At 52.6% G+C, this 14,483-nt stretch carries 16 protein-coding genes; 6 read left to right on the plus strand and 10 right to left on the minus strand.

The annotated features are described in order from the left end of the window. Positions 1–3: 3 nt before the first annotated feature. Both OU789_RS14035 and OU789_RS14040 read right to left on the minus strand, forming a co-directional pair. On the minus strand, positions 4–723 hold the full coding sequence (locus tag OU789_RS14035) for a winged helix-turn-helix domain-containing protein (RefSeq protein ID WP_394358514.1): 720 nt from the start codon (positions 721–723) through the stop codon (positions 4–6). After that, positions 680–961 (minus strand): hypothetical protein, encoded by a 282-nt coding sequence (locus OU789_RS14040; RefSeq protein ID WP_274656150.1) that lies wholly within the window; start codon positions 959–961, stop codon positions 680–682. The genes OU789_RS14035 and OU789_RS14040 overlap by 44 nt, the downstream gene beginning before the upstream one ends. Positions 962–1,101: 140 nt before the next feature. Here OU789_RS14040 and OU789_RS14045 point away from each other — a divergent pair, with 140 nt between their 5' ends. The 3 genes from OU789_RS14045 to OU789_RS14055 all read left to right on the plus strand — a co-directional run bounded on the left by OU789_RS14045 (position 1,102) and on the right by OU789_RS14055 (position 3,455). Beyond that, positions 1,102–1,563: a hypothetical protein gene (locus OU789_RS14045; RefSeq protein ID WP_274656151.1), complete on the plus strand. Its 462-nt coding sequence runs from the start codon at positions 1,102–1,104 to the stop codon at positions 1,561–1,563. Between the two features lie 37 nt (positions 1,564–1,600). After that, positions 1,601–2,251: a ribonuclease HII gene (locus OU789_RS14050; protein ID WP_263954614.1), complete on the plus strand. Its 651-nt coding sequence runs from the start codon at positions 1,601–1,603 to the stop codon at positions 2,249–2,251. Between the two features lie 88 nt (positions 2,252–2,339). Beyond that, the gene (locus OU789_RS14055; RefSeq protein WP_263954615.1) at positions 2,340–3,455 is read left to right on the plus strand and encodes a site-specific DNA-methyltransferase; all 1,116 of its coding nucleotides are present in this window, start codon (positions 2,340–2,342) and stop codon (positions 3,453–3,455) included. Between the two features lie 95 nt (positions 3,456–3,550). On the opposite strand, the gene OU789_RS14060 is transcribed toward OU789_RS14055, so the two are convergent. Beyond that, the gene (locus OU789_RS14060; protein ID WP_274656153.1) at positions 3,551–4,684 is read right to left on the minus strand and encodes an alkane 1-monooxygenase; all 1,134 of its coding nucleotides are present in this window, start codon (positions 4,682–4,684) and stop codon (positions 3,551–3,553) included. 16 nt (positions 4,685–4,700) lie between these two features. Continuing rightward, positions 4,701–5,741: an A/G-specific adenine glycosylase gene (mutY, locus tag OU789_RS14065; RefSeq protein WP_274656154.1), complete on the minus strand. Its 1,041-nt coding sequence runs from the start codon at positions 5,739–5,741 to the stop codon at positions 4,701–4,703. Between the two features lie 81 nt (positions 5,742–5,822). Here mutY and OU789_RS14070 point away from each other — a divergent pair, with 81 nt between their 5' ends. Genes OU789_RS14070 through OU789_RS14080 form a run of 3 tightly spaced genes read left to right on the plus strand, consistent with a single transcriptional unit; the run spans position 5,823 to position 8,085 of the window. Continuing rightward, positions 5,823–6,356, plus strand: coding sequence for a DUF721 domain-containing protein (locus tag OU789_RS14070; protein WP_274656156.1), 534 nt, complete (start codon positions 5,823–5,825; stop codon positions 6,354–6,356). 11 nt (positions 6,357–6,367) lie between these two features. Beyond that, entirely contained in the window at positions 6,368–6,970 is a 603-nt protein-coding gene (locus tag OU789_RS14075; RefSeq protein WP_274656157.1) for a DsbA family protein, read from the plus strand. 2 nt (positions 6,971–6,972) lie between these two features. After that, positions 6,973–8,085 carry a CaiB/BaiF CoA transferase family protein gene (locus OU789_RS14080; RefSeq protein ID WP_274656159.1) on the plus strand — a complete coding sequence of 371 codons (1,113 nt, stop codon included), beginning with the start codon at positions 6,973–6,975 and terminating at the stop codon, positions 8,083–8,085. On the opposite strand, the gene lpxK is transcribed toward OU789_RS14080, so the two are convergent. The 6 genes from lpxK to OU789_RS14110 form a co-directional block, all read right to left on the minus strand. Beyond that, complete coding sequence (lpxK, locus tag OU789_RS14085; RefSeq protein ID WP_274656160.1) at positions 8,082–9,071, minus strand: tetraacyldisaccharide 4'-kinase; 990 nt, start codon at positions 9,069–9,071, stop codon at positions 8,082–8,084. The genes OU789_RS14080 and lpxK overlap by 4 nt on opposite strands. Then, the gene (locus OU789_RS14090) at positions 9,071–10,351 is read right to left on the minus strand and encodes a 3-deoxy-D-manno-octulosonic acid transferase (RefSeq protein WP_274656161.1); all 1,281 of its coding nucleotides are present in this window, start codon (positions 10,349–10,351) and stop codon (positions 9,071–9,073) included. The genes lpxK and OU789_RS14090 overlap by 1 nt, the downstream gene beginning before the upstream one ends. A 9-nt stretch (positions 10,352–10,360) precedes the next feature. Continuing rightward, complete coding sequence (locus tag OU789_RS14095; RefSeq protein ID WP_263954623.1) at positions 10,361–10,603, minus strand: DUF4170 domain-containing protein; 243 nt, start codon at positions 10,601–10,603, stop codon at positions 10,361–10,363. A 66-nt stretch (positions 10,604–10,669) separates the two neighbouring features. Then, positions 10,670–11,449, minus strand: coding sequence for a 3'(2'),5'-bisphosphate nucleotidase CysQ (locus OU789_RS14100; protein ID WP_274656163.1), 780 nt, complete (start codon positions 11,447–11,449; stop codon positions 10,670–10,672). Then, a complete protein-coding gene (locus OU789_RS14105) occupies positions 11,436–12,800 on the minus strand; it encodes a TldD/PmbA family protein (protein ID WP_274656165.1) in 1,365 nt (454 codons plus the stop codon). Before OU789_RS14105 ends, OU789_RS14100 begins: the two co-directional genes overlap by 14 nt. Before the next feature lie 123 nt (positions 12,801–12,923). After that, complete coding sequence (locus tag OU789_RS14110; RefSeq protein ID WP_274656167.1) at positions 12,924–14,423, minus strand: hypothetical protein; 1,500 nt, start codon at positions 14,421–14,423, stop codon at positions 12,924–12,926. Positions 14,424–14,483: the final 60 nt, after the last annotated feature.

Below are 14,483 nucleotides of genomic sequence, written 5' to 3' on the forward strand. Positions count from 1 at the left end.
TTTCTAGACCATTCTGATGACGTCTTTGTCGATCGAAAGCATATAGCCACGACGCGCGATGTTTTTGACGAGGAGTTCGCTGACGAGTTGGTTTCCAAGCGAGTCTCTTAGGCGTTTGATCCGTGTCGCTCCTGCGGCCTCTTCGCAATCAGATTCGTGTTTGCCAGAAACAACCGCTTCGATCTGCGCTCCTGACATAACTTCATCGTCCATTCGCGCTTCTGCCAGAACAGAAAGCGTTTCGATGGCCGCTGCGGTGAGCGTGAATTCCATGTTGTTCAGGTACACCGTGTTCTCTTCACGACTGATGAGAAGCGAGCTTACTTGAATTCCGGACTTTTCGATCTCACCCATGCGCCTTGTCAGAAGGATTATCGTGGCGAGAAACACAACGGCGGCGATCATCAATGCCGTAGCAAAGATCAACAAAACGAGAATGATCAGCCTGTATGAGTTTAGCGTATCCGAAAACGCCGTTCCGGATTCAGCAAGAATTTCAAGCAGTTTGATTTCTGCGCCGGACGACAGGTCATCGTTCTCAATGAAAAGCTGTTCGACACGCGCGTTAAATACATTTGCGTCTGGTAGGTTCAGCAGAAGGAGTGCAGCGGCAACCAGTAAGATTGCTACGATTGCCGCGAGGCCAGTAACGACGACTCTGTTGCCGGAAAGCTTTGCCTTAGTAGCGGAGGAAATAGTCACCCGCGCTCTCCTTCTTCGCATTAAGGCCAGATTGGTCAAAAACGCTAATGACTGTCAGGAGCGTCCAGCCGTCTTTGCTGATGCGTTTCGAGATAGCGTCGCCTGCTTTTGCTTTTTTGCAGTTCTGCTCGGCAAGCTCGACCACACCATAGTGCAAACGAAGCGGGTCATCCCGTTTCGCTTTGTAATCGGCATAACACGCGGCAGAAGCAGGCGCGGCGCAAAGAAGGGCGAGTGTGAATACAATATGTTTCATCATGCAGGAACCATGCGCGAATAGTTTGGGATATTCAATAACGGTGGCGTTGTTAGCCGATAACAAGCGCCCGTTATTGTGTGACATGGCGTGGACGCAAATTCTGACGTTGTACCTTCGATACAATAAAAAGGATCAACGCAATGTTCACGAAACTTACCACCGTACTCTCCGCCGCTGCACTTAGCCTCTCGCTCGCAACGACGCCCGCGATTGCCGACAGTAAGAAAACAGAAAATTTCATTGCGGCGGCTGCGCTAGTGACATTGCTTGGATTGGCCGCTCATGAATCAAACAAGAAGAAACAAGAACAACTAAAGAAGAAACAAGAACAGGCGAAGAAGAAGCGCGAGCAAGAACGCCGGAGACAGGCCAGTAATCGCAATCAACGCAGGAGCCTGCCTTTAAGCTGCCTCCAAACATTCCGCGTTCAGGGTGGAAAAGAAACCGCATTCAATGAAACCTGTCTTGAGCGCAACTTTAAATTCGAGAAGCAGATGCCAAATCAGTGCCGCGAAACACTTTGGACGGATAAGGGGACACGTCGGGTGTATCAGCCCCGGTGTCTACGCCGATACGGTTACGAAGCGAGGAACTATTACTAGGGCTTGCAATGACCAACATGATGCGTAATCCAACCCTATGAGCACGAAGCCACCAAAACCCGCCCCCGATTTCAAACTGGAACAAGCCGCCATTGAACGTGGCGCCAGAGTGATTGCGGGGGTGGACGAAGTTGGCCGCGGGCCGCTTGCAGGGCCGGTAACTGCAGCGGCGGTTATTCTTGATCCGTCAGAGATTCCCGAAGGGCTTAATGACAGCAAGGCTCTCACCGCGAAACGCCGCGCTGTGCTCGAAGAGGAAATCCACGCGAAGGCAAAGGTCTCGATTGCTCATGCCACCGTTGAGGAAATTGACGAGCACAATATCCTCCGCGCCAGCCATATCGCGATGGAGCGTGCAATCGCCGGGCTACCTGTTGTGCCAGATTATGTCTTGATCGACGGTAATATGATTCCTCGCGGACTCACGATTGCATCTGAGGCTGTTGTGAAAGGAGATAGCAAATCAGTTTCCATTTCAGCGGCCTCAATCGTTGCGAAAACATGCCGCGATCGGATCATGGTGGATTTGGCGCAACAGCATCCTGGTTATGGCTGGGAAACCAACGCGGGATATGGATCAAAAAGCCACATGTTGGCGCTCCAAAATCTTGGGGTGACCCCACACCATAGACGTTCATTCAAACCCGTCCACAATATCTTGTATCAAGACAAAAAGATAAGTGATTGATTCAAAAAAGAAATTGACGGCGAATCCACGATGAATCATCCTAGTCCTCAATAAGTAAGCGCAAAAATGCGCAACATATGAGGCAGTAATGAAAACGAAAACCAAAGCAAAAGAGGCTGTAAAATTGCCTCTTAACCAGATTATTGACGGTGACTGCATCGAGGTGATGAACAGTCTACCAGAGAACTCGGTTGATCTTATCTTTGCAGATCCCCCCTACAATCTTCAGCTCAAAGGCGATCTGCATCGCCCTGATAACTCCAAAGTTGATGCCGTTGATGATGCATGGGATCAGTTTTCATCATTCGCTGCATATGACCGCTTTACACAAGCGTGGCTCAAAGCGGCCCGCCGTATCTTGAAGCCGAACGGTGCGATCTGGGTCATCGGCAGCTATCACAACATCTTCCGCGTTGGCGCGGCAATGCAGAACGAAGGATTCTGGATTCTGAACGATGTTGTTTGGCGCAAGAGCAACCCGATGCCGAACTTCCGCGGTAAGCGCCTTACCAATGCGCACGAGACAATGATCTGGGCGAGCAAGGAAGAAGCCAGCAAATACACCTTTAACTATGAAGCGCTTAAGTCGTTGAACGAAGGTATTCAGATGCGATCCGATTGGGTTCTGCCGATCTGTAATGGTCACGAGCGGCTCAAGAACGATGCGGGCGAAAAAGCGCATCCGACCCAGAAACCAGAGAGCCTTCTGCATCGCATCCTCGTTTCTACAACTAATCCTGGTGATGTTGTGCTTGATCCGTTCTTTGGAACGGGAACAACCGGCGCTGTAGCCAAGAAGCTTGGCCGTGAATACATCGGTATCGAGCGCGAAGAGGCCTATCGGAAAGTCGCAGCGAAGCGCCTTAAGAACGTTCGTAAATTCGACAAAGAGAGCCTTCAGGTTTCGCAGTCCAAGCGCGCAGAGCCGCGCGTTCCATTTGGTCAGTTGGTTGAGCGCGGGATGCTTCAGCCGGGTGATGAGCTTTATTCAATGAACAAACGTCACAAGGCCAAGGTGCGCGCAGATGGCACGCTGATTGGAGATGACGTGAAGGGTTCGATCCATCAGGTTGGTGCCGCACTCGAAGGCGCGCCAAGCTGTAATGGCTGGACATATTGGTGCTATAAGCAAGACGGAAAACAAGTTCCGATTGATCTTTTGCGCCAGCAAATCCGTGCCGAAATGACGGATCGCCCGAACTAGAAACACCAGAAACAACAAAGTTTACCGCCGGTGCCTGTGGCCTGACTTCCACGGCACGACCTTGCCCTGTCGCCTAACGTGCGGCAGGGCCTTTTTCATCGCGGCATCGGAGTGGTGGCTGTTTTGTACGGTTCCCAATCTGTGATCTCGGGATAGTATTTTTTGCGCCAAGCGCGAACACGCGGGTTCATCGTGCGGCGCCAAAGCGGGGGGATCATCGCAGCGAATGTCATGACCGGATAACCGAAAGGAAGTTGTGGTGCTTCGTCTTCATCGTAGTTCTGCAGAAGCGGAAAGCGGCGATCAGGTTTGTAGTGGTGGTCGCTGTGGCGTTGAAGATTGATCAACAACCAATTGCTGGCCTTGTGAGCGGCATTCCAGCTGTGGCGGGGTTTGACGTGTTCGTATTTCCCGTCGCCAAGATGTTTGCGGGTTAGGCCATAGTGCTCGATGTAATTGGTCAATTCCAGCTGCCAGATCGCAACGCCGGCCTGCACCAAGAACAATACCAACCCCTCAAATCCGCCAATCGCGAAAGCGAGCGCGAGAAACAGTAACTGCAATGCCCAATAGCGCCAAAACGGATTGCGCAAGTTGAGCGGGTGCTTCTTCCGCCGAAGCTGCATTTTCTTTTCTGCGCTCCATGCCGAATGCCAACATTGGCGAAGTACCCGCGGATAGAAACGGTGGAAGCCTTCGTTATAGCGCGCGGTAACAGGATCGCGCGGCGTTCCCACATAAATATGGTGAACCAAAAGGTGCTCTGATCGGAAATGGCTATACAGAACCGTTGCGAGCAAAAGATCAGCCAACCAGCGTTCAGCGCGGTTTTTCTGATGCATCAATTCGTGGGCATAAGTGATTCCAATCGCACCGGAAATAACGCCAACGCCAAAGAATAGGCCAAACTTTTCCAATGCACCCAAATGCTCCGCAGTGGGTACATAAGCGATCAGCCCAAAGATCACGCAGAACTGGATCGGGAACCACATGAGTGTAATCAGCCGATACCAAAACAGATCGCTTTCAGGTGTGTTAGGGTCGAAATTCACAAGGTTCAGCCCCGTGAGTGCGTCAAGAATTCCAAACAAAAACCAGCCGTACAATGGCAAGAGCACTACAAACCACCCGCCATAAACCGCTCCGATAAACGCGAGCGGGATCATCCCCAAAGAGAGCCAGAAGGGTAGGGCGCTTGTTAGGGAAAAAGAGGCGTTCGGGTTGGTCATCAGAGGCTCTTTGTGTTCAGGAACTGCTGCTTAGGGCGTGAACTTTGCGCATCACGGTAGGAAGATCATTGGCGCGAAAGTCTGATGGGTCAACAAATCCCCCACGGAAGGCGCGCGCATCTTGCCGCACCTCCGCGACGTGAACGGTGAGTCTGAGGTGAAAATGCGTAAAGGTGTGGCGTACTTCTTCGTTAAGCGTGATCCAGTCTGCATCAATTGGCGGCTCCGATACAGGCTCTGTTTCGGCCCAATCCGTTCCAGGCCAGCCAAGCATACCCCCGAGAAGCCCCTTTTCTGGGCGCGTTTCAAGAAGCACAGCGCCATCCTCGCGGCGAACAACATAGGCAATCCCGCGTCGAACTGGCTTCGCTGCCTTTGGCAGTTTCTTGGGCAACTCGCGTTCAATGCCTTGGCTCTGTGCGTTGCAATGCGAACGGATCGGACAAATGCCACAGGCTGGCGATTTAGGCGTACAAACCGTCGCGCCGAGGTCCATAACCGCTTGCGCATAATCTCCTGCGCGATTCTTTGGCGTTTGGGCTTCTGCGTAGTCTCGTAACATAGGTTTCGATGTCGGAAGCGGCGTTTCTTCGGCGTAGAGCCGCGCCATAACGCGCTCCACATTGCCATCGACAACTGTTTCGCGCTGCCCAAATGCAATCGAGGCAATCGCCGCAGAAGTATACGGCCCTATTCCGGGGAGTTTTTGCAGGTCTTCGCGATTATCAGGGAACGCACCATTCAATTCACCGGCTACGACTCGAGCGCATTTCAACAAATTTCGCGCCCGCGCGTAATACCCAAGCCCAGCCCATGCGGCCATAACATCGGCATCTTCAGCGGCGGCTAGATCCTGAACAGTCGGCCAAGTTTCGGTAAACTTGGCAAAATATGCCTTAACAGCGGCGACGGTGGTTTGTTGAAGCATGATCTCGGAGAGCCAAACGCGGTAAGGGTCTGGCAAACGGTCTTCTTTCGGACCGACACGCCAAGGCAATTCGCGCGCGTGAACGTCATACCAAGCGAGAAGGTCGGCGGAAATCAGCATGTCACGCAATGTTTATCCCCTTGTTATAGCTATTTCTCTGGCACATGCTGGCGACGCGCATAGAATAGCAAACGAAACTGGGAATAACAGATGAAGCCGCGCCCGCAATCAGAGAAAAATACTGCGCCAGCTCGCCGAAAACGCGGGTTTGAGCGGACGTCGAGCTTGCTTCAAAAGCAGATTCGAAAGTCGGCGGAATCTCGTGGCTTTGCTGTGTCTCGGTTGATCACGCACTGGGTCGAGGTTGTTGGCGAGGATATCGCCAAGATTGCGCGACCTGTTGATGTGAAGTACGGGCGTGGAAGCTTCGGAGCGACCCTTACCCTGCTGACAACGGGGGCGCAGGCCCCAATGCTTGAAATGCAAAAAGAGCAAATCAGAACACGTGTGAATCAAGTATACGGCCACGCCGCGATATCACGCGTTCGTATCACCCAGACTTCGCCGCACGGATTTGCCGACGGCAAAGTTACTTTTCAGCACGCGCCCAAGAAAACGCGCGTTGCCCCTAAACCTGAACAATTTGATCAGGCGGCTAAAGCCTCTGCTTCAATCCAGAATGATGATCTTCGTACTGCACTCGCGAATCTTGGTGCGAAGATTCTGTCACGAAAAAATAACTAAGAAGGTACCCTATGAAACGTCGTGAATTTACCGCTGCTTTGACGCTGTCTCTGATACCCGCATTTACGGGCGGCATTGCTTTTGCACAGGATGAGAGCGGTATTAAAGATATGACCCTCGGCGCGGACGATGCTCCGATTACCGTGATTGAATACGCGTCCTATACCTGCCCACATTGTGCAAACTTCCACAAAGCAGTTTTTGACAAGCTCAAGGAAAATTACATTGATACGGGCAAGGTTAAATTTATCTATCGCGAAGTCTATTTTGACCGTTACGGCCTCTGGGCGTCGATGATCGCACGGTGCGGTGGTGATATGCGGTTCTTTGGAATCTCGGATATGCTTTATGACACCCAAAGCGAATGGGCCAAAGGCGAACCAGCTGACATTGCAGAGAATCTTCGCAAAATCGGCCTGAAAGCCGGAATTGAGCAAGACGCGCTTGATGCATGCATGGCTGATGGTGAAACCGCACAAAAGCTCGTTGAATGGTACCAGAAGAACGCCACCGCGGATGATATCACCGGTACGCCTTCGTTCATCATCAACGGGGAGCCCTTCGGGAATGCGAACTACGAAGACTTCTCCAAGCACCTCGATTCGTTGCTATAACTGTGTCTAATCCGCCATTATCCGGCCTTAATGTCGTTGAATTGGCCCGTGTTCTAGCGGGCCCATGGTGCGGACAATTGCTTTCTGACCTTGGTGCGGATGTCATCAAGGTCGAAAGCCCCGAAGGGGATGACACCAGACGTTGGGGTCCGCCCTATGTTGATCATAAAGGCGAACGAACGGCGGCGTACTTCCACGCCACCAATCGCGGAAAACACTCGGTTTGCGCTGACTTTCGAACAGAAGAAGGCAAGCAAACCGTTCGCGAATTGGTGAAAGACGCTGACATCCTTATTGAAAACTTCAAAGTTGGTGGCTTGGCGAAGTATGGCCTCGACTATGAGAGCCTTTCCGAGCTCAATCCACGCCTGATCTATTGCTCAATCACCGGATTTGGCCAAACAGGCCCATACGCAAAACGTGCGGGCTATGACTTTATTATTCAGGGCATGTCGGGATTGATGTCGGTTACGGGTGATCCACAGAGTCACCCTCAAAAGATCGGTGTCGCGATCACTGATATTTTTACCGGTGTTTATGCAAGTACGGCGATCCTTGCAGCCCTTCACAAGCGCGATACCACAGGTCGTGGTGAGCATATTGATATGTCGCTGCTCGATGTCGGTACGGCGATCCTTGCCAACCAGAGTATGAACTATCTCGCGACAGGTATTTCGCCAACGCGCGTCGGGAATGCGCACCCAAATCTTGTGCCATATCAAACCTTTGCTTGCTCTGATGGCCATATCATCATCGCGGTCGGCAATGATCGGCAATTTCAGCGTCTTTGCAAAATTCTCGGCCTAGGTGATTTGGCAGAGGATCCGAAGTTCGCAACGAATGATATGCGTGTGAGCAATCGCGAAGAAATTGGCGGGTTGCTGGAACATCAGACTTTGCAAATGACAAAAGTCGAACTCTTGGAAGCCTGTGAAAACGAGGGCATTCCGGCAGGACCGATTAACAATATGGCAGAGGTTTTTGCCGATCCGCAGGTCTTGCATCGCGAAATGAAAATCGAGCCTGAAGGTGTTCCCGGAGTGAAATCCCCGATACGCTTTTCCGAAAGCGAACTCGATCTCGACCGGGCTTCACCGCGTTTAGGCAAGGATTAGAGACTGAATTTCGCAAGTTCGGCGTCTAGTGCGCTGGTATCTTCAATCTTTAATCGTACGGGCAACGTCAGAACCTTGGGACGGAAATCATTCGGGAGGCGTGCGGCGTCCTTCTCGGTGGTGACAAGCTGCGCTCCTAATGAATCCGCCTCCAGCTCGAGTCTTTTCATGAGCGTTTCGCTTAACGGCTGGTGATCGGCCAATGACTCGCAACGAAGTAGTTCGGCGCCTTCGTTCTTGAGTGTGGTGAAAAACTTCTCTGGGTGTGCAATTCCAGCAAATGCCAGAACACGCAGCCCTTCAAAGCTCATCCCCATTTGCAATACATCCAGATGACCGCGCAAATGGGGGCATCCAATCGTATGGGCCCATTTCTTATCAAACGCGGCTTGGTTTTCTGAGTCACCTATCGAAAGCACGAAATCCGCACGTAATAGACCCACATGTAGCGGTTCGCGCAATGGGCCGGCAGGCAGCACTTTTCCATTTCCAAAACCAAGACGCGCGTCAACAACAACGATCGAAAGGTCTTTTTGTACGGCGGGGTTTTGGAAGCCGTCGTCCAGAACGATGACATCAGCACCGAGCGACTGAGCCAGCTGCGCACCTGCGGCACGGTCTTTGCCAATCACGCAGTCACAGAATGCAGAGATCAGCAGCGGCTCGTCTCCGACTTGATCGGCGCTATGAGCGATTGGGTCGACTTTAATTGGCCCTTCCAAAGATCCACCATACCCGCGCGACACAACGACGGGCGTTTTCCCGCGCGACTGAAGGTGTTGAATGATCGCAATCGTCGTTGGTGTTTTACCAGTTCCGCCCACGTTGATGTTGCCCACGCAGATCACCGGAACATCGGGGCGATAGCCGCGTTCAGAGGCAAGTCTGCGTGCGGTGCCTTTGGCATAAATTCGACCAAGAGGAGCGAGCGCCATATCGCGCAGAGCATTTGGTTTTGGGTGATACCAGAAGCGCGGCGATCTCATTAGTAGGCTCCGATCTCGTCGAGCATGTCTTCGATCTTGGCAACGGCAAGGTCGGTTGCCTGGGCGCCGCTGGTGGTGACCTCCCAAGCAACATGCGCCATTGCGGCAGCTCGATCAGGGGGCAACAGATTGAGTAGGGCATCGCCAAGTTCCGCTCCGCGTGCCACAAGCTGAGCACCGCCTTGTTCATCTAGTGTTTCAAAGGCTTCCGTGAAATTTCCAAGATTGGGGCCGTGCAGAATGGCGGATCCGAGTCCTGCGGCTTCGTATGGGGTTTGAACCGTTCCTGTCGCAATGAACGAATTTCCAAGAAACGCAACAGTTGCGAGGCGATACCAAAGGCCGATTTCATTTTCAGTGTCGGCGATGAACACCTGAGTTTCTTCGTCCGGCACTTCGCCCCGCGATCTTAAACAAACCCGAAAGCCTTGTTCGTTAAGCGCTTCAGAAAGCGCTTCGCCGCGTTGGGGCGTGTCGGGCAGATGGATCAAGAGAAGGCGATGGGTCGTGCGGCTTGCCTGTAAGTGCGCCGCAAGAACGAGCGCATCTTCCTCACTCGCAACATTACTCGCGAGCCACGTTGGCCTGCCGCCAATCGCAGTTGATAATTCCTGCCTATCAGCTTCGACACAAGGCAATGTTGCGCTGAGTTCGCTGATCGGGCCGGCGACTCGCACTTTGCTTTTCCCAATACCTAAAGACGTAAGCTCTTTTGCGGTTGCGGCATCTATCGTATCGATATGGTCGAAATACTGTAAATGCGTCCGTAACAATTTACGGTGCCCGCTCAATAGAGCTTGGATGCCGTTTAGATCGCGTTTACTCACAGATGCGTTCACTAGGAGCAGGGGGATCTTGCGCTCTGCAAGAAGGCGGGGAAGCGGGCTTTCTGTCTCTATTCCGTTGAAAACGGCGATATCCGGTGCCCAAGCGTCAAGAAAGCTTTCGCAAAACTCAAGGAGATTAGCAGGCGCATATTGGTGGATACATGCGCTTGGAAAACCGTTTTTTGAGATGGTGGAGCGACGCGCGCGGGGCGACGTGAGCAAGAAATTGACCCGCGGCCAATCCTCGCTCAACTGTCTTACCACTTTCGCCAGCGGTTGGGATTTATTCTCTGTTGTGGCGTGAAACCAAACCAAAGGCCCTTCTGGTCGTTCAACACTCGGCACCCCCATTTCTTCTCGTGATGCGGCTGTATCCTCTTTGGTCAGCTTTTCTTTAAGGCCAACCAATGGTTTGGATTTCGAACCGATCTTGAGTGAAATCTTGGGGGTCATGTTCCGGCTTTAGCCAAGCTCTTCTGTCGAGGACGCCTCGATCTCTTCGTCTCTTAGGCGATGAAGATGCGCGATGAAAAAGCGCATATGGGCGTTGTCGACCGTGCGCTGGGCTTCGGCTTTCCATGCGTCATATGCAGAGGCGTAGTCGGGGAACATTCCAACGATTTTAATGTCGTTGATATCTTTGAAGGCCGTTTTCGTCGGATCGATCAGTTCGCCGCCAAAAACAAGATGAAGTCGTTGAGCCATTTGGTCCTCATTCGGCTAAAATTACTTTGTGCCTACAGTAGGCGATCAAGGGAAACAGTGAAAGCGTTACCGAGGCGCAAGACGCGCGACAATTTCGCGGTGGATCTGGGATGGTGCTGCAATCATGCCATCAAGCTTGGCTGTTGGGTTGTTAAAGATAGGGGCATTGCCTTTCATATCCGTAACTGTCGACCCAGCGCGCTCCGCGATCAGAGAGCCAGCAGCCACATCCCATTCCCACGTATCTCTAAGCGTGAGCATAACGTCAAAACGTCCTTGCGCGATAAGACTCAGCCGATAGGCGAGAGAGCTACGGATATGTTGCTCAAAATTGGGAGCCGCGCCGATCCAGCGTTCGGGCGAAAAATTGGATTTTGCGCAAAGTGCCGTTGCTCCATCGATTTCGGTGCGCGAACTTGCCCGAATTGGCTCACCGTTTAGCTTTGCGTAATCCCCGATTGTGGCGGAATAGAGCCTGCCCAGCATAGGAAGATACACAACAGCAGCGGTGACAACACCGTCATCGGCAACGGCCAACGAATGCGAGAAAGTTGGTGAACCATTGATGAAAGCGCGTGTGCCGTCGATCGGGTCGACGATAAAAACGCGCTGTTTGCTCAGGCGGTCTGGAGAGTCTGCGATTTCTTCTGACAGCCAGCCGTAATCCGGGCGCGATCTTAGCAACTCGTTATTAAGCATCTTGTCGATGGCAATATCGGCCTCTGTCACTGGGCCAGCGCCGCCTGATTTGTCCCAGACCTCGGGCGATTGCTTCCAGAAATTCCCTGCAATCTCGCCCGCGGCTTTCGCGGCGTCTATAAGAAGATCGAGATCACTTTCCGGCAATTGTCATTCCTTCGACGAGAAGGCTCGGAACCACGCGCGAAAGGTGCTTCCGCGCGTCATTCGCAGGGGTGAGAGACAAAAGCATGTCATTTAGGTTGCCAGCTATTGTGCATTCGTTGACGGGAAACTGAATCTCCCCGTTTTCGACCCAGAAGCCCGACGCGCCGCGCGAATAATCTCCTGTCGTCGGATTGATAGAACTGCCGATCATCGATGTCACAAGAAGCCCGGTTCCCATCTCGCGAAGGAGGTCGGCTTGAGACAAATTCCCCTGTGTTAGAGACACATTGCCGCTGGAAGGTGATGGGGGCGACGACGTTCCCCGTGATGCGCTTGCCGTACTCTGCATGCCGAGCGCATGTGCCGTCGCGAGATCGAGCGTCCACCCCGTAAGGATACCGTTGTCAACAATCATGCGGTTCTGTGTGGCGAGCCCCTCGCCATCAAACGGGCGGGAGCCGGAGGTTCGAGCGCGGTGCGGCTCCTCAATCAGCGACAGACCTTTTGGCAAAACTTGCTCGCCCAAGCGGTCTCGAAGAAAGCTGCTGCCGCGCACAATTGAACTTCCGTTGATGGCACTTAATAGATGACCGATCAGTGTACCGGAGATGCGTTCGTCAAAAATAACGGGAAACGCCCCTGTTTGTGGTTGTTGCGCACCGCTTTTTTCAACGGCGCGTTCGCCCGCGATGCGGCCAATCTCTTCGGGGGATTCCAGCTCGGAAAAATAGGTGCGACTATCTCCATAATAATCGCGCTCCATTTCGGAGCCCTTTCCGGAAATAGCGACGGTCGAGATTGAATGCCCACTGCGCGCATAGCCGCCCGAAAACCCGTTGCTGGTACTTAGGTGCAGTCGGCGGTTACCGAAACCGATCGACGTTGCCTGAACTTGAGAAACCCCTTCAACTGCGAGTGCTGCAGCTTCTGCACGTTTGGCGATCTTTTCGAGTTCCGCCGGTTTAGGCTCTGTTGCGTCGTACAGATCAAGCTCGCTAGTATTCCATGACTCCGCGTATTCATCCGATGAGGCAAGTCGGATATGTGGATCATCCGGTGCTTCTTTTGCCATAGCAACCGCACGTTCGGCCATCTTTTGGATGGTGTCCGGCTTTGTATCGCTTGCAGATACGCAGGCCTGTTTCTGGCCGATTAAGACGCGCAGACCAATATCAATGCCTTCGCTTCGTTCGGCATGCTCCAGCGCACCGCCCAGCACATCAATCGAAACGGAGGTTCCTTCGACGGCAATTGCATCCGCGCCTTCTGCTCCTGCTTTCTTTGCAGCTGAGATCAGTGCTTCGGCGAATGAAGCGAGGTCGTTCGTGTCGGGCGATTGGGGCTTACTCATGTGGGCTCACAATATCTGTTGTCACTAAGGAGGTAGCCTTGGCTTGGCTGCTGTGCAAGTGCGGGCAAAAGAAAAGGGCCGCTCGATCTTCATCGGCGGCCCTCAATTCTCTACAGAAACGCGTTACTTGATGCGTGTTCCATTGGCTAGAACGTTGCCGTTTGGTTTGACTTCGATCTTGGAAACAAGCTCGTCGTCGCCTTCGCCTGCATTCGCAAACAAACCAGACATCATGCGGATGCCCATCGCGTCTTCTTCTTTAACGAATCCCATTTGGATCAACTTGTCGAGGAGGCCGTTACCACCTGTGAGTTTCAGGTTGATCTCGCCGTCAGGAGCAGGAAGCCCGTCGAAGGTTTCAAGGTCATCGTTGTTGAAGGTGAACGCGCCATTACCTGTAAACTCTGCGCCCGCCGCTGCGATCTGAATGTCGTTGATGTTGGCGGAGTAGAGCTTTCCGGGGAAGTTGCTGCCCTCAAGTGCTTCTGCATTTGCAGGGTCAAGAAGATCAAGATCCCAGCTCACTTGGGCAGAAAGGTCCATTAGGATCGTTGCAGGAGTACGTGGCAGAACCGAACCAGGGTCAAACATACCCCAGATTGCTTCGTCGAGCGTTAGACCTGCGTATTTCATCATGATCTTCGCATCTTGCGGAGCGTCTGACTTGCTGATCGGGAAGAGGAACTGGCTCGCCGTTTCCGCGATCTGGAACTTCAGTGGAAGCGGCATAACGGCAGGAATGACCGTCAGATCAGTATTCGTTGACGCTGTGTTATACCCGATGCCTGTTTCGCTCATCTGGAAGCCGAAAGAGCCGGACTGCGACGAGCCGCTAATATCTGCGCCTTCTTGCTCGTCAACGACCTTAACGTTGAACGTTGCGCCGCTGTATCCAAAGGCACCATCGCTTTTCATGCCCTGTGCCAAAGCGTCAGCAACGTTTGTCATGTCCACATCGTTTGGAATTGTGCTTGTGCTATCTGCTGTGACGCCAGTCAGATTGAGAAGAGCGGTAAACTGTCCGTCGCCTTCAGGATCCTTAAAATCAACGTCGAAGTTTAGGCTGTCGGATGTCATGTCATAAACAAGCTCGGTCATGCCGCCCTTGGCCACGCGCATATCGCCGGCAAGACCAGTCATTGTGATAATCGCCTTGGGGAGGAAAGCAACGTCACCTTCTCGGATTTGCTTGAGGTCGATGATGTAGTTTTCAACAGACATCGCGAATGTCATGTCGTCCGGGCTGCCAGAGGCGACGATGCTGTCTTCCGTCAGGGTAAGGAGCAGTTCTACAATAACATCTGCAACCTCTGCGTTGATGGTGAGTTCATCGGGGAACTGAATATCGACAGTGCCATTCGCCAATTCTTCGAGAACAAGGTTGATGCCGGACACTTTGAGCGTTTCGTCTTCCTCTGGAATCTCCATGGAAAGCACGAAGTCATCGATTATGAGTTTGTTGCCATCGCGGGTCACATTGGTGGCGGCGGCTTGATATCCCATCATTGTGTATTGGGCTTGCAACCCTTCCCAAACGTCGTCTGCGGTTACGTCGGCAAGTGCAGGGCTGCTCAAAAGGGCACAAAGTGCTGATGTGGTTGTGAATTTTCTAATGAATGACATGTCGATTTCCTTAAAGGCGGTAAAATTCTCGAAGATATATTGGCCTCTCTGTTTCTTCGC

Origin of the sequence: Halocynthiibacter sp. C4 (assembly GCF_028823805.1) — a bacterium.
Classification (GTDB): Bacteria; Pseudomonadota; Alphaproteobacteria; order Rhodobacterales; family Rhodobacteraceae; genus Falsihalocynthiibacter; species Falsihalocynthiibacter halioticoli.